Origin of the sequence: Vibrio sp. 10N.247.310.98, from assembly GCF_041467395.1 — a bacterium.
In the GTDB taxonomy this organism is placed as follows: Bacteria; Pseudomonadota; Gammaproteobacteria; order Enterobacterales; family Vibrionaceae; genus Vibrio; species Vibrio crassostreae_C.
In genome coordinates this window covers 103,337-120,175 of the sequence record NZ_JBFSUL010000001.1, presented here as the reverse complement: position 1 = coordinate 120,175, position 16,839 = coordinate 103,337, and the positions used below count along the sequence as shown (strand labels likewise).

Here is a 16,839-nt window from a genome sequence, read left to right as displayed (position 1 = left end):
TCAAGGTGAAAAAAAGCCCGAGTTCAGAATTGTGAACTCGGGCTCAGGAGATAAAATTATTTAAATTTTCTGCGGAACCCTAATAGACCAAGCACAGTCAAAGTTAACCAACCTAGGCTACCACCTTGGCGCTCAACTTTCTCGGTGTCGGTGCTACGAGTTACTACGCTATCAATGTCAGAGCCAGTGTCATACCTTGCTCCCTTGATTGGGATAAGCTTAACAGCTACAACCTTTTCGACTGCGTTAGATGAGGCACCACCACAGTATGAGTTGTGTGATGTTGTGTCATAAGGCTTATCATTACCGTCGACTGTACATTTGATAGCCGTTGCTGAAATCACGCCAGCATCATTGATATCCGTCGCATCAATGATTCTAAATTGGTTATTGTGACTAGACGCATCACCATCATTTGTTAAGTCATCTAACCACCATGCTTTACCACCAAAAATATCAACACGGCGTTCATCAGTTGAAGACGGGAGATCGTAAGGGTAAATAAAGCCTCTGTGTCTTCTTTCGCTGCCATCGACTTCACGCGTCGTTTCCGCATCGATCTGGCCAACAAGTTCATTGTAATTATTTACCGCTTTAGCTTCACCGCTTGAGCCACTGAAGAAGATACCGCCAGACAAATACGTTGCTGTTGGGTTTTTAGCATCCGTTACAATAAAAGGCTTATTACCGGCACTACCATTTTCAGGAACATAACCGTTACGTTTTGAATATCCAACTGCAAACAAGTTGTCGTTAATATCGGTTGCTACTGAGTTACTGTATCTAGCATCATCGTTAGATGAACCAGACTTAACCTCTGCACCGCTAATAACTTTCGTTGACCAAGAGCCTGAAATGTCTAATGAATCACTAACAAAAACACTTGCGTTCATGTCTTGAAGGTCGCCATTCCCATCTACAGTGTTGTAACCGACACCATAAAAGATCGAACTCGACTCAACAATTGAACGCATACTGCCTTGAGCAAAATAATCGCCTTGTTGGGCATTACCACTTCTGACCCAATCAATTTCTTTTGTTGTTGTGCCACCCCAAATTGCCGCTTTAGAAGCAAACGCCTTATCTGGTTCAGAAGTGTCAGTCGGATCAAACTCTTCAGAGATACTACCTACATTGTAAACGGTACCGTTGCTTGCCGTTATCGCTTTCCAAGCACGAGTTTCTGAAGCTCCAGTTGGCGCCGCTGTCGTCGTAAACAATGCATTATTGCGAATATCATCTTTGGATTTGATCCCCACAGGTTGGGCATTCTCATCTAAAGAATTGATTACCGTATTGCGAGTTTCAAAAGTATCCCCCCCTTCAACAAACGCTTTCGCATTTACGTGAGTAAGGTCATTTCTTTCCTTACTCCAAGTGTCATTCCAACGGTTTTCAGCCCAACTTTCACATGTAGAATATCTCAGCTCTCGATAACAATAGTTTTCGAAATCATCACGCTCTTGAATGTACTGAAATGGTGCATCCATTGCGAATGGTACTTCTTCACGATAACTTACCGCTTCAAGCGTATCGCGAGTCTCACCAGCAAGTTTAAATGCACTATCGGTACAGTTGGTTGCAGCTGAATCGAAGCAACCTAACGCAAGCTCATTCGTTCCGTCTGTCGCAACACCAGGTTGAATCGCCACACCATAGATTTCAGAGGCACCTGTAATTGAAGGAGTGACTTCAACGACCTTGTAAAGCGCAGCGTTGGCATTAGTTGCAGCCAAAACTAGGGCTGCAACAGTTGTTAATTTGAATTTAGTACAAGTCATTATTACTTCTTAACTTTCCTGTTGTAGTGCCTCGAGCTCTTCCCAGCGCTCAAAAGCAACTTCAAGCTCCTGCTCTGCTGCAGATAGCTTATCTAATACTGGTTGTGTCTGCTCTACAGATTTTGAAAAGAAGCTTGGATCGTTGACTTCTTCCTGAAGAGTTTCAATTTGAGTTTCCAATTCTTCCAAACGCATTGGTAACGCTTCTAGCTCTCGTTGTAGCTTATACGATAACTTCTTAGGTTTAGCTTTAACTGGTGCAGTTTTGGGAGTTTCCTCAACTACTTTCGCTGGCTTTGATGGCTTTTCAACCTGTCGGTACTCTAATGCTTGCTTTCTTTGCTGCTGAGCATCGTGGTAACCACCAACAAATTCTTCAATAACGCCATTACCCTCAAAGATCCAACTTGTCATCACTGTGTTATCAACAAACTGACGATCGTGACTCACTAAAAGCAGCGTACCCTGATAGTTGGCAAGCAAATCTTCTAAAAGTTCCAAAGTTTCGATATCTAGATCGTTGGTTGGCTCATCGAGAATCAACAAGTTGTTCGACTTAAGGAAAATACGCGCCAATAACAGACGGTTTTTCTCACCACCAGATAGTGCTTTAACAGGAGTGCGAGCACGTTTTGGAGAGAATAAGAAATCTTGTAAGTAGCTTAGAGCATGACGCTCACGGCCACCTACGGTCACTTCTTGCTTACCATCCGCGAGGTTATCAATTACAGACTTCTCAGGGTCTAGAATTTCGCGGTATTGGTCAAAGTAAGCGACTTCAAGCTTAGTGCCACAATGCAAACGACCTGAATCAGGCTTAAGCTGGTCAAGAAGCAGTTTAAGTACCGTACTCTTACCACAGCCATTCGGGCCAATTAGAGCGATACGATCACCACGCATGATATTGAAGCTGAAGTCTTTAACAATCTCTTTGCCTTCGAAGCCAAAGTTAATGTTTTCAGCTTCAAATACAATCTTGCCTGAACGCTGGCCATCGTCGATTTGGATAACGGCTTTGCCCTGCACTTCTCGACGGTTTAAACGCTCTTCACGTAGCTTCTTAAGCGCACGCACACGGCCTTCGTTACGAGTACGACGAGCTTTAATGCCTTGACGAATCCAAACTTCCTCTTGAGCAAGCTTCTTATCAAATTCAGCGTTTTGCATTTCTTCTACACGAAGCGCTTCTTCTTTCTCAACAAGATAGTTTTCGTAATCACCCGGGAAAGAGCTCAATTTACCGCGATCAAGATCGACAATACGTGTTGCCATCGATTTAATGAACGCACGGTCATGCGAGATAAAGATGATTGAACCGCGGAAGTCTTTCAGGAAACCCTCTAACCATTCAATGGTCGCAACATCTAAGTGGTTAGTCGGTTCGTCAAGTAGAAGCACGTCAGGGTCACATACAAGCGCACGAGCAAGTGCTGCTTTACGTTGCCAACCACCAGACAAATCCGTCAGTTTGGTTTCTGCAGTTAGCTTAAGCGCCGCCAATACGTTGCTTACGCGATCTTCAAAGCGCCATGCATTCGCATGATCCAATTGCTCTTGAACACGAGTAAGACGATTTAGGTTCTTTTCACTAGGGTCAGTACCGATGAGATCCAGAAGATCATGATAGATCTTCAGCTGTTCACCGATTTCAGCTAGGCCACCAGCAACGTAATCATAAACGGTACCTTGCTCATTGCGCGGTGGATCTTGCTCAAGGCGCGACACAACCACATCTTGTGTGATTTGCATCTTGCCGTCGTCCATGATGATGTTCCCAGACAGGATTTTCATCAACGTAGACTTACCAGCGCCATTGCGCCCTACTAAACACACACGTTCGTTTTCTTGCAGTGCGAAGTCCGCACGATCTAATAACGGGTGATCGCCAAACGCTAATTGCCCATTATGAATTGTAAGTAATGCCATTCTTCTTTAACCAATCATTAAGTTCTAACAAGCCAAATGGCCAGTTAAGCTCTGAGCTTTGAGAAAGGTCAGAGCTTTCAAATTTGAGCACCGGAATAGTGACCCCGTAACGGGAAAAGAGCTCATCATCAAATGCAATGTCAACAACGTTGACGTGATGGCTAATGTTTAACTGTTCCGTGAGTTGGAATGCCATCTCACATAGATGGCACCCTTCTGTACTGTAGAGAGTCAGCACTATATATCCTTATACGATCTCTTAACTACTTATGTGTAATCAACCAGCAGTTATGAATGTGCTTATTGCGAGAGAAGTCCAATGGAAGTGTCTTCGCTGAGATATTCTGAGCCTTAAGACCTAACTCATCTAGAGCTTCCAAGTCCATTTTGAAGTGACGCTTGTTGTTAGAGAACACAATCGTGCCTTCTTCACGAAGAAGACGTTTAAGGTTTTCCATCAGCTGAATGTGATCACGTTGAACATCGAAAGATTGATCCATACGCTTTGAGTTAGAGAACGTAGGTGGATCGATAAAGATCAGATCATAAGAACCCTGCTCTTTAGCTAGCCATTGTAGACAGTCAGCTTGAACAAACTGATGTTGACGACCAACACGACCGTTAAGCTCCATGTTCTCTTTCGCCCACTCTAGGTAGGTATTAGACATATCAACAGTAGTTGTAGAACGAGCACCACCCACAGCAGCATGAACAGATGCACTTCCTGTATAAGCAAACAAGTTTAGGAAATCCTTACCTGCGGCCATCTCACCGATACGACGACGAGTGATCTTATGATCTAGGAACAACCCGGTATCTAGGTAATCATGAAGATTAACAATCAGCTTAACGCCATACTCGTTCACTTCTAAGTTCGATGAGTCTTGAGCCAATTTCTGGTATTGAGAACGGCCTTTCTGTTTCTGACGAACTTTAAGCACAACGTTGTTTGCTTCTACGCCTGTTACTTGAATAGAAGCACGGATGATATCGGTTAAGCGACGTTTTGCCTTCTCTTCCGGTACATCTTTAGGCGCTGCGTATTCTTGAATCACAAGGTGACCTGGGTATACATCAATCGCTACATTGTATTCTGGTAAGTCCGCATCGTAGATACGGTAACAATCTAATTGCTCTTTCTTAGCCCACTTACCAATTTTACCGATGTTCTTTTTAAGACGGTTTGCGAAGTCAGGAGCAATTAACTGTTCTTGCTCGCCCGTTGGACGTTCTGACATCGGACGATCTGAAATTGAGTAGTTCTTTTGGTGACACGGTAACGCACCGTTATTCAATTTGAACTGTTTGTCTGCACGCATGCGTAAGCAGCTCAGTAGTTCGTCTGAACTAGAGAAGATAGACGCGTTACAACCGCCAAATTCAGCTTTAAGCTGCGCGCCAAATGCTGTGTAAAGAGCAATAAGACCCGGCTCTGTACCTAAACGCTCACCATAAGGTGGGTTAGAAACAATCACACCATCAGTAAACTCGGTAGGACGCTTAAGTTTTGCAGCATCACCTACTTCGAATTCAATCAACTCTTCAACACCAGCACGACGAGCATTGTCACGCGCTGTTTTGATCATGCGTTCGTCATTGTCATAGCCATAGAACTTACATTCTACTTTCTTAACGCCACGACGGCCTTGGACGTTCGCTTCTGCTTTCACTTCAGCCCATAGCTCTGGTTCGAAATCTTCTAGTGATTCAAAACACCACTTCTGACGTTTAACACCTGGAGCCATGTTTGCAGCCATCATCGCCGCTTCAATCACTAACGTACCTGAACCACACATTGGATCTAGGAAAGGCTTAGTTGCGTCCCAACCACTACGAAGAAGAATCGCGGCAGCAAGAGTTTCACGTAGTGGTGCTCGACCTGATTCAGGACGGTAACCACGTTGGTGAAGACCGCTACCTACCATATCAACACCAAGAATCGCTTTATCACGGTGTAAACGAACGTGGATACGAATGTCTGGGTTCTCTTTGCTAATAGAAGGACGAGGTAAAGACTTCTTCTCAAAGCAATCAACAACGGCATCTTTTACTTTCATCGCACCGTATTGGCTATTACGGATTTCGTTGTTCGTACCATTGAAGTCAACAACAAAACGCTTAGAGCTATGGAATTGATTTACCCAGTTAACCGCAGTGGTTGATAGGTACAAATCCATGTCGTCCATACAAGTGAATTCAGAAAGGACACGTACAAATCGAGAAGCCAAACGGCTCCACAAACAACAACGATAAATTTGCTCATTGGTCGCTTTGAATTTAACACCTGCTTGAACAGGTTTTGCGTTTGTAATCCCTAGTTGGGTTAGTTCTTCAACTAATAAATTCTCAAGGCCGTTTGAGGTAACCGCTAGATATTGATTCATAGTGTTCTTTTATTGATAAAAATGAGTTCGATTATACCTGAATTTGTAACTAGAGCATCACACTAAACACGTCTTTTCATTGAATCTTTCGACTAACTGGCTAGCAAATGCACAGTCTTGAAGCGATCGCTTACCCACATCCCCTTAGAACATAAGACCTATCAAACCAACTTCATTTCTGACCACTTATTAACCAAAGTAGCAATGTGAATTTATATTCACCTCAAAACTGGTATATACCAAAGGAGATTTGTGGATGAAATTTAGCTACAAAAGACCAAAAACAGGGAATAAAGACGGTAGATTTACTCTTCTGGCGATGAAAACGGGCAGAAATTAAGGTGAAAAAATAGTCGTAAGTTCACTATTTAAATGGTTAAGCCGTGATGTATTTATCAGGATGAGGTTTTTTAGGCACAAAAAAATCGGCTAATGAGCCGATTCTGAGGAAGGTTTATACGTTTGTGTGCTGCGATGCGTGGTTGAAATGATGTGCTAGATTAGAGGTTAACCTACCATCGCTATGTGCGTTTGATGAAGAATAGCGTTCGCGTCTATCATTCTATCGTGCATGACCTTAATCGAGTCGCCAAAGCGTAACCCTTTTGAAGGTGTAAGCAGAAACTCTTCTAGGTCGACAAATGCACATAGGCTCGCACACTCTCCCACTTCTAATACAATGAAATACCCTAAGCTATGCTCGTTATTCATTTGTACGATATCCCCTTCTTGAGGGTATTCGTGGCCAGCGCCCTGTGAGTCGAAGAACCAACTCTTAGGCTGTACAGGCTTGTGGAAGCGCTTTGCTGCCACGCAATAAAGCGCGAGTTCAGCTTGGCGAGGCTCAGACAGTTCTAAGCCAGAAATTTGTTCTTTGAAGGTTTGGTATGAAGATGCGTCATCAACGGTGAATTCATTATCTCTAAACGCGCAGTCCACCAGCTTATTTCGGACCAGATTCGTTTTGAAAATCATATCCTCTCCGAGGTTTAGCATTAATGAACATTGCTGCTCATCGTAATACCAACTCCATGTATCGCTAGGTTTAAGCATCATTTCGTCTCACACTGTTGAACCATTCCATTAGGTAAAACGCAAAATTACCTTCAATTACAGTAATTTTACTGAGCAATAGGCAAAAAAAAAGAGGAAATGAATTCCTCTTTCTTATCGCTTTTCTCTACAACTCAGTGAGTTACAGTGTCTCTTTTAGTAAGACGATGCCAGATTGTCGCTTTTCAAAAATAAAAGCAATTTTCAGCTTATAGATTTTTAACGATGTCGCCAACTAGGCCTGGGCCTTTGTAGATGAAACCAGAGTAAACCTGTACAAGCTTCGCGCCCGCCATCATTTTCTCTTTTGCAGCAACATACGAGTCAACACCACCTACTCCAATGATCGGCAGTTTGTCACCCAGCTCTTCGTGAAGTTTACGAACTACTTCAGTACTACGAGATTGAACAGGACGTCCACTTAGGCCACCCGCTTCATCACAATGTTTCATACCTTCAACGATTGAACGATCCAATGTTGTGTTTGTTGCGATCACACCATCGATCTTATTTTTGATCAATGATTCACAAATTTGGCGAATTTCGTCGTCGCTTAGATCCGGAGCAATCTTAAGAGCAAGAGGAACATATTTACCATGCGTCTCTTCCAGTTCAGATTGTTTCGTTTTAAGTTCAGACAATAGATCGTCTAGAGCTTCGCCGTATTGTAGAGAACGAAGTCCTGGAGTGTTTGGTGAAGAGATGTTCACAGCAATGTAACCAGCGTATTGATATACCTTCTCCATACAGATCAAGTAATCTTCAGCGCCCTTTTCAATTGGTGTGTCTTTATTCTTACCAATGTTAATGCCTAAGATGCCATCGTAGTTCGACTTCTTAACATTCTCAACAAGGTTGTCGACGCCTAGGTTGTTAAAACCCATGCGGTTGATGATACCTTCAGCTTCAACAAGACGGAATAAACGAGGTTTGTCGTTACCCGCTTGCGGACGTGGAGTCACTGTTCCTACTTCTACGAAACCAAAACCCATTGCGCCAAATGCATCAATACATTCGCCGTTTTTATCTAGGCCAGCAGCAAGGCCAACTGGGTTTTTAAAAGTAAGACCCATGCACTCTACAGGTCGGTGAGGTAATTGTTGGCGATACAAAAGATCAATAGGTGTGCCTGTGAAGCGCTTGAAATTTTGAATTGCAAGATCATGTGCCTTTTCGGCATCAAGTTGGAAAAAGCCAGTTCTGGCTAGACGGTAAAGCATTGTGCCTCCGATAGAAAAAAGCCCCGTGTAAACGGGGCGCTATTATTTACTTATTTACCCAACTATTCAATCTATTACTGTCTGTAAGGGTAAGATAATCAAGTTTGCTAACGAATGAGGTTCATTATTAAGCAAACGTTATCGTTTCTTCAAGTTATTAAGCCATTTCTAATCTCAACCTTAGTACAGCCATCAGGTCACTTAACAACAAACAACGTTTGCGTCGAAGTTTGTTCTTCAAAAGTCGTTAGGCCTATTGTTTCCACTTTACCGAAACGAAAAAGGCAGACCTTTTGGCCTGCCCTTATACTTTTTCGTCTTATCTAGTAACTAGTCTTTTGACATGCAGTTTAGATTCAACAGCATCAATTCACGCAGTGCTACTGAGAACTTAGCAAACTCATGAACAGAACCTACTTTGAATTCGTTTAGGATGCTTTCCCAACGATGTAGAGAAACAGAGTTACTTTCCATCCAGTCATCAAGCGCTTTAATCACATCGATATCTGAAGCACAACCACAGTTAAGTACTTGACCAGTTAACTGGCGTTGCTGCCAATCCAGATCTTCTCTGAATGCTGCACGCGCCAGTGCTTGCCAGTTGTTGTCTATAGCTTGGCCATTGATTTGCTTCAAGAACCAGTGCAGTGACAAACGGTCGCCTAGGTTGAAGTAAAGCTTAGACGCTTGCTGTACTGTTTTACCTGTTTCACGAGCCACTGTAGATATATCCAGTGCTGAGTACAGGCTAGACAAACGAGCCACTGAATTAGCCAGCTCAGCGTTTACACCTTGGTCAATCCATACTTGAGCCATTGCTTGATGCTCTTCTACTTCTGAAGCCACTAGGTTTTCATCCAGCTTCTCAGTAATTGCGACGACATCACCTTGGTAAAGCTCAATCAATGCATTCACTGACTGTTTACCGGTACGGTTTCTTAGCAACCAGCGTGCTAGACGACGAAGCGTACGACGTACATGGTAAAGCAATTCGTATTGAGCTTCAGAACTTGAGATGTTGTCCAGTTCACGGATGCTCTTCAATACCTCACCCAGGCCGTAGATTTCACGTGATGCCGCGTAAGCATTCGCAATATCAACAATGTTCGCGCCCGTCTCTTCTTGCAAGCGAGTCACGAAGTTACAGCCCATCTCGTTAACCATTTGGTTAGCAAGCGCAGTCGCAATGATCTCTGCACGAAGTGGATGGTTATCCATGTGCTGAGAGTAGTTACGGCGTAACTCTGTTGGGAAGTATTGCATCAGTTGTTGAGCATGGAACTCATCATTCGCAATGTCATCACTCACAAGATCTTCTTTTAGAACCATTTTACCGTAAGCGATCAATACTGATAGCTCTGGTCTTGTTAGTGCTTGGCCCTGCTTCTCACGTTCTAGCAGCGTTTCGTCATCTGGGATGTATTCCAAACCACGGTCTAAGTACCCGGCTTTTTCCATTGTGTGGATAAAGCGGATTTGCTCTTTCACTAAGCCTACACCTTGATGCTCAGTAACAGAGATAGACTCAGCTTGGCAGTAAGCGTCGTCTAGTACGATTTCACCTACTTCATCTTCCATAGATTCAAGAACTTGGTTACGTTGCTTAACGGTAAGATCACCATTAGACACCAAGCCATTCAAGAAGATCTTAATGTTAACTTCGTTATCCGAGCAATCTACACCACCAACGTTATCGACAAAGTCAGTATTAACTCGACCGCCCGTTAGAGCGTATTCAATACGACCCAATTGAGTCATACCCAAGTTACCGCCTTCACCAACAACCTTAGCTTTCAGGTCACGGCCATCGATACGTAGCACGTCATTTGCACGGTCACCCACATCGGTATGAGTCTCACTAGAAGACTTAACGTAAGTACCAATACCGCCGTTCCAAAGTAGATCAACTTTCATAGACAAGATCGCTTTGATCAAGTCGTTTGGTGCCATTGATGCTTTCTTGGTACCCAGCATTTTCTGAATTTCAGGTGTCAAAGAGATAGACTTCGCTCGGCGAGAGAAGATGCCACCACCTTGAGAAATCAGGTCTTTATTGTAATCTTCCCAACTTGAACGAGGCAGATTAAACAGACGGTCACGCTCTACCCAGCTTGATGCTGATTCTGGATTCGGGTCAATGAAGATGTGCATGTGGTTAAACGCAGCTTGCAAGCGAATGTGCTTAGATAGCAGCATACCGTTACCAAATACGTCACCCGCCATATCACCCACACCAATGGCAGTGAAGTCTGTGCTTTGACAGTTAATACCCATTTCGCGAAAGTGACGTTTAACCGATTCCCAGCCACCTTTCGCCGTGATACCCATGGCTTTGTGGTCGTAACCGTTAGAGCCACCCGATGCAAACGCATCACCTAGCCAGAAGTTGTACTCTTCAGCTACTGAGTTCGCTAGATCTGAGAATGTCGCGGTGCCTTTATCGGCTGCAACAACCAAGTATGGGTCATCTTCATCGTGACGAACAACGCTCTTAGGTGGGATAACCTCACCTTCAATGATGTTGTCTGAAACGTCTAGCAATGCACGGATGAAGCGCTTGTAACAACGTTGACCTTCAGCAAAGATCTCGTCTCGGCCAGACATCATGTGTTGACGCTTACAAACGAAACCACCTTTAGCACCAACCGGTACGATAACCGTGTTCTTAACTTGTTGCGCTTTAACTAGGCCTAGAATCTCAGTACGGAAGTCCTCTTGACGGTCTGACCAACGTAAACCACCGCGTGCTACTTTACCGCCACGTAAATGCACACCTTCAATGTCTGGTGCGTAAACGAAGATCTCAAACGCAGGAACCGGCGCAGGGATATCTGGAATCTCGCTTGGTCTCATTTTCAGAGCCAACCAAGGTTTAGACTGCTTATTCTCGTCTACTTGGTAGTAGTTAGTACGAAGCGTTGCAGTGATCATTTCCATGTAGCGACGAATGATACGATCATCATCCAAGCTTTCTACATGATCCAACTGTTCAGTGATCTTCTTAATAAGATCTTGTTGGCCTTTTACGCTGCCCTTCAGTTTCGGGTCAAAACGCTTGCCGAATAGGCTCACTAGCCCTTTCGCTAATTCTGGGTAATGAGACAATGTGTCTTCAATGTATTGTTGGCTGAATGGGAAACCAACTTGACGCATGTAACGAGCATAAGCACGTAAGATTGAGATTTCACGGCCAGAAAGACCAGCGCCAAGTACTAAGCGGTTGAAACCATCGCTGTCTAACTCACCCGCCCAGATTGCCGCAAAGGCTTGTTGGAAAAGATCGCGAGCTTCACGAAGATCAATGGTCTTATCGCTCTTGTGCAGCATAGAGAAATCAAGGATCCAATAGGTCACACCGTTGGTTTTACGCACTTCATATGGAGATTCACCGATAACGCGTAGGCCAAAGTTTTCAAGCATTGGCATAACATCAGAAAGGTGAATTGGCTCATCGCTGTGGTAGAACAACTTCAAACGAACGGCTTTTGAATCTGCCGCTTCTTCTTGAGGACGGTAGAAAAGCATACCCAGTTTGTTGTCTTCACTTAGCGCTTCTAAACGTTCAATGTCGGCAACAGCAGAACCTGGCATCATGTCTTCTTTGTACGAACGTGGGAATGCACGCATGTACTCTTTCGACAATGGAAGACCTTTGCTTTCACCGAAGTTTGCAATGATAGATTCAGACAGACGGTCATCCCACGTAGACGATACTTCCATTAAATTTTGCTCAATTGTTTTCACGTCCACATCCATGTTGTTGTTATCAACACGAACAATATAGTGCGTTCTTGCTAGCGGGCTTTCAGAGAAGTACGTTGTAAATTCAACCTCTTCTTCACAACCAAAGTACTGTTTCAAGATGCGCTGTGTTTGGCGACGAAGCTCAGTGTTGTAACGATCTTTTGTTACGTAAACCATGCAGCTAAAGAAACGACCAAACGGGTCTTTGCGAACAAACAAACGCAGGAGATCGCGATCTTGCATTTGTACTACGCCCGTACCGACTTCTAGTAGCTCTTCTTCTCGAGCTTGCAGCAGTTCATCACGTGGGTAGTTTTCAAGAATGTTGTGCAGCGCTTTGTAAGAGTATGAACCTTCACGGTAACCACTCGCATCCAAAATACGTTCTACTTTCTCGCGAACAAGAGGAATCGTTTCAACGGTTTGGTTATAAACGGCAGATGTGTAAAGACCAGTAAAGCGGTGCTCACCAATGACCTTACCGTTCTTATCGAACTTCTTAATACCAATGTAATCGTTGTAAGCTGGGCGGTGAATGCGTGAAGCCGTGTTGCCCTTGGTTACGATAAGCACATAAGGCTTTTTCGCTTCAAGACGTGCCGAATCAGAAAACTCAGATAGCTTAACGTTACGTACACGATCTGAGTTCGCAAACAAACCAAGACCTTGCTCCTTGGTCGGTTGCAGTTCAGTGTCGCCGTTAACTGAAACTAGGTCATATTCCTTATAACCCATGAATGTAAAGTTGTGTTGGCCTAACCAACGAAGAAACGCCAACGTTTCATCAAAGCGCTGGCCGTCTACTGGAATGCTCTCTTTTTGCTGTTCAACTTGATTGGTCACTTCTTCAAGTCTTTCAACCATCTTCAACCAATCGTTCACGACTAAGCTAGTGTCGGTAAAGATATCCAGCAACTCCGTTTTAAGTGCTGTCATTTCAGCTTTACTACTCAGACGGTCAACTTCGATATGGAAAAGCGATTGGAATGCACCTTCGTTATTGCTTACACCGACAACACTGCCCTTATCTGAGCGAGAGATTTGTGTTGGGTTATGAAGCATAAGGTGAGAAGAACGGTCTAGGCGAGTCAATGCCATTTTTACGGAATCAACAAGGAATGGACTGTCTGGAACGACTATCTCAACGATAGTATGAGTAGACTGCCAACCTTGACGACTTACCGTCGGGTTGAATACGCGTACAGAGATTTCGTCGGCTTTCTTTTCATTGATGTGATGCCATAAGCTAACTACAGCACCATATAAATCGGATTCGTTTCTCTGAGTTAGATCGTCGTGAGAAACGTTACTAAACAAGTGTTGAGCAAGTTGAGTTACGAGAGGTCGATGAGCAAGGTCAAGTTTGTCTTGAATCAGCTTGTAAACTTTTTCAAGTAAAACTGGAACCACAGTTTCACGTGCGGTCATAGTCACACTCCACAATTAGAATTATATTTTATTATTAGGGGGATCACTTAATCTGGTGTTTGAAACGTGCCGTTGAGCGCTTTTCTACTAACGAGTTAAGCAAAGGTAATGCATTCATTTATTGTAAAAGCATTATTGAGAAATAGTTAATTGTTTTGGAGGTGGTAAGAGGTGAAATGTTTGATTATGTGATTAAGATTCCTTTTAACTCACTAGGCATGCCAAGGTTTACAGAGCTTCTAACTTAATAAACTTATTTTTTTGGTCAGTTGTCAACCTAAACTGCCCTCTAACCCCTATTTGTGTAAGAAATGGTTTGAATCGAGTTGCAGGTAACTGTAAGCGTAAACCTGTTGTTGTTATCACTTGAACTTTACTTGCCGTACCAGAATAGCTGGCCAAAAACTGCTGATATGAGATGTTAAGTTGGAAAATATAGCGATTCATACGATACCTGTATAAATATACAGTGCCAGTATTTTTTGGCACTTTTAGATGTCTGACGGTGAAACTGAACTTGAAGCTGCTCTAGCTTATCGAAAATTCGATGAACCAGAAACAAAAAATCAGTGGCAGATATTCTCTACCACTGATGACCTTTCGTTGTAGCAAACAGTTACCTGAATGCGCGCTGACTTAAGCCTCTAGTGCTTTCGTCACTTTCTCAAACAAGTCTTTTGCTAGGTTGTCCATGTTCTTTAACGTCTCTAGTTCTTTTTTGATCAGAGCTTGGCGTTCATCGTCGTACTTACGGAATTTAAGAAGTGGATCAATCAGACGTGAAGCCACTTGCGGGTTGCTGCTGTTCAGTTCACGTAAGATCTCGCCTGCAAATGCATAGCCTTGACCAGACTTGTCGTGGAATTGAACCGGGTTCATGTTTAAGAATGAACCGACCAAGTTACGGGTACGGTTCGGGTTCTTCAAACTGAACGCCTGGTGCGACATCGACGCTTTGATCACTTCAAGTGCGTTTGAACTTGGGTTTGTACCTTGCAATGCAAACCACTTATCCATAACAAGACCATCGTGTTTCCACTTGTCACTGTAATCCACCATCAAGGTTTCACGACATGGTAGTTGTGCACTGTTTGCCGCGCCCATTGCTGCCATCGTATCTGTCATGTTATTCGCTTGTTGATACATCGCAACAACCAAGTCATTACCCTGCCCAGTATGAGCTAAGTAACTTAAGCAAACTTTACGTAGAGTACGCTTACCAATCGAATCGTGATCGATCGTGTATTCTGTTAGTGCGTGGCTGTGATAAACCGCCGCTAACTCGTCTTCAAGTTCTGCAGCTAATGTAACTTTCATCGAGTTAAGAACCGATGCGACCGCATCAATATCAACGCGCTCGTACCAACCCGATACTTCATTGTGGCTTGGTAGAGAAAGCATTTCTGCAATAAACGCAGGCTCTAGTGAATCACTCAGCAGTACGCCACGGAATGCATCAACAACAGAATCAGAAAGCTCAAACGCTTGACCCTGCTGAACTTTCTCCACGTTACTGCGGATGTACTTCGCTAATAGCATTTGACCCGCATCCCAACGAGAGAATTCATTGCGAGCATTCACCATCAAGAAGATCAGTTCTTCATCTGAGTAGTCATATTCCAATTTCACTGGCGCAGAAAATTCACGAAGTAATGATGGGATCGGTTGCTCAGAAACGTTTTCAAACACGAACGTTTGCTCTGCTTCTTTCACATCTAATACATTATGAACTGGCTTACCGTTACATTGTAACTCAACAACTTCACCCGCAGCTGTGTATAGCTCGATATCTAGTGGAATATGCAGAGCCTGCTTTTCGGTTTGCTCATGAGTTGGCGCTGTTACTTGGCGAGTCGTTAACGTGTACTCTTTTTTCTCTGCATCGTAGTGGCTTTCAACAGAAAGCGTCGGCGTACCAGACTGGCTGTACCATAAACGGAACTGAGACAGATCAACACCCGATGCATCTTCCATTGCCGCTACGAAGTCTTCACATGTTGCCGCCGTGCCATCGTGACGTTCAAAGTACAGCTTCATGCCTTTTTGGAAACCTTCCTCACCCAACAATGTGTGGATCATTCGGATCACTTCACTGCCCTTTTCGTACACCGTTAATGTGTAGAAGTTATTCATTTCTATCACTTTTTCAGGGCGAATTGGGTGAGACATTGGGCTCGCATCTTCAGCGAATTGTGGCCCACGAATAATACGAACATTGTTGATACGGTTTACTGCGCGAGAACCAAGATCAGATGAAAACTCTTGATCACGAAAAACCGTTAAGCCTTCTTTCAAGCTTAATTGGAACCAGTCACGACAAGTGACTCGGTTACCTGTCCAGTTATGGAAATATTCGTGACCGATTACTGCTTCGATACCTAGGTAGTCAGTATCTGTTGCTGTTTGGTCGTTCGCTAAAACGAACTTAGAGTTGAATACGTTCAGGCCTTTGTTTTCCATCGCACCCATGTTGAAGAAATCAACGGCTACGATCATGTAGATGTCTAAGTCATACTCAAGATTGAAACGCTCTTCGTCCCACTTCATTGAGTTAATCAAAGAAACCATCGCGTGATTTGCGCGGTCTAGGTTGCCTTTGTCGACAAAGATTTCTAGATCGACATTACGACCTGACTGCGTTGTATATGCGTCACGAAGTACATCGAAGTCACCCGCGACTAAAGCAAACAGGTACGCTGGTTTTGGATGTGGGTCTTGCCATTTCACCCAGTGACGGCCGTTTTCAGCTTCGCCTTCGTCGACACGGTTACCATTACTTAATAAGAATGGGTTTTCAGCTTTGTCTGCGATGACCGTTGTCGTGAATTTCGCCAGCACATCTGGGCGATCCATGTAGTAAGTAATGCGGCGGAAACCTTCAGCTTCACATTGAGTACAGAACGCACCACCCGACTTGTACAAACCTTCAAGTGCACTGTTCCCTTCAGGGTCAACTTCCGTAACGATCGTTAATGTAAAATCTTTCGGAAGATCATTCAAAGTAAGTAGAGTTTCAGACTGTTCGTACTGCGTCCAATCCTTACCTTCAACCAAAACAGAAACCAACTTCAAGCCTTCACCATCAAGTACTAATGTCGTGCTGTCTTTCTCCTGCTTAACACTAGAAACAGCCGTAACAATGGATGCTGAGTCGTACAAATCGAAAGTAAGATCGATTTCAGAAATCGTGTGAGATGGTGATTGATAATCTTTACGATACTTGGCTTGAGGTGTATGTGCCATGACGGGTTCCTTTTGATCGTTATACGTAATTATTTTTTAACTGTATATATCTAAAGGTTG

General features: G+C 43.7%; 9 protein-coding genes. All 9 read right to left on the bottom strand.

What is annotated here, in order from left to right; genetic code table 11:
- Positions 1 to 56: 56 nt before the first annotated feature.
- Complete coding sequence (locus AB6E78_RS00440; protein WP_102321154.1) at positions 57 to 1,781, bottom strand: DUF3466 family protein; 1,725 nt, start codon at positions 1,779 to 1,781, stop codon at positions 57 to 59.
- Between the two features lie 9 nt (positions 1,782 to 1,790).
- Positions 1,791 to 3,707 carry an ABC transporter ATP-binding protein gene (locus tag AB6E78_RS00435; RefSeq protein ID WP_372132223.1) on the bottom strand — a complete coding sequence of 639 codons (1,917 nt, stop codon included), beginning with the start codon at positions 3,705 to 3,707 and terminating at the stop codon, positions 1,791 to 1,793.
- Positions 3,685 to 3,945 carry a glutaredoxin family protein gene (locus AB6E78_RS00430; protein ID WP_019823251.1) on the bottom strand — a complete coding sequence of 87 codons (261 nt, stop codon included), beginning with the start codon at positions 3,943 to 3,945 and terminating at the stop codon, positions 3,685 to 3,687. The genes AB6E78_RS00435 and AB6E78_RS00430 overlap by 23 nt, the downstream gene beginning before the upstream one ends.
- A 25-nt stretch (positions 3,946 to 3,970) precedes the next feature.
- The gene (rlmKL, locus tag AB6E78_RS00425; protein ID WP_372122137.1) at positions 3,971 to 6,091 is read right to left on the bottom strand and encodes a bifunctional 23S rRNA (guanine(2069)-N(7))-methyltransferase RlmK/23S rRNA (guanine(2445)-N(2))-methyltransferase RlmL; all 2,121 of its coding nucleotides are present in this window, start codon (positions 6,089 to 6,091) and stop codon (positions 3,971 to 3,973) included.
- Positions 6,092 to 6,598: 507 nt separating this feature from the next.
- Positions 6,599 to 7,147, bottom strand: a complete 549-nt coding sequence (locus tag AB6E78_RS00420) for a cell division protein ZapC (protein ID WP_017059680.1) — start codon at positions 7,145 to 7,147, stop codon at positions 6,599 to 6,601.
- A 206-nt stretch (positions 7,148 to 7,353) separates the two neighbouring features.
- Positions 7,354 to 8,364 (bottom strand): quinone-dependent dihydroorotate dehydrogenase, encoded by a 1,011-nt coding sequence (pyrD, locus tag AB6E78_RS00415; protein ID WP_069597199.1) that lies wholly within the window; start codon positions 8,362 to 8,364, stop codon positions 7,354 to 7,356.
- A 330-nt stretch (positions 8,365 to 8,694) separates the two neighbouring features.
- Entirely contained in the window at positions 8,695 to 13,536 is a 4,842-nt protein-coding gene (locus tag AB6E78_RS00410; RefSeq protein ID WP_372132227.1) for an NAD-glutamate dehydrogenase, read from the bottom strand.
- A gap of 228 nt (positions 13,537 to 13,764) precedes the next feature.
- The gene (locus tag AB6E78_RS00405; RefSeq protein ID WP_372132230.1) at positions 13,765 to 13,983 is read right to left on the bottom strand and encodes a DUF2835 domain-containing protein; all 219 of its coding nucleotides are present in this window, start codon (positions 13,981 to 13,983) and stop codon (positions 13,765 to 13,767) included.
- A 189-nt stretch (positions 13,984 to 14,172) separates the two neighbouring features.
- A complete protein-coding gene (gene pepN, locus AB6E78_RS00400) occupies positions 14,173 to 16,779 on the bottom strand; it encodes an aminopeptidase N (RefSeq protein WP_372132233.1) in 2,607 nt (868 codons plus the stop codon).
- Positions 16,780 to 16,839: the final 60 nt, after the last annotated feature.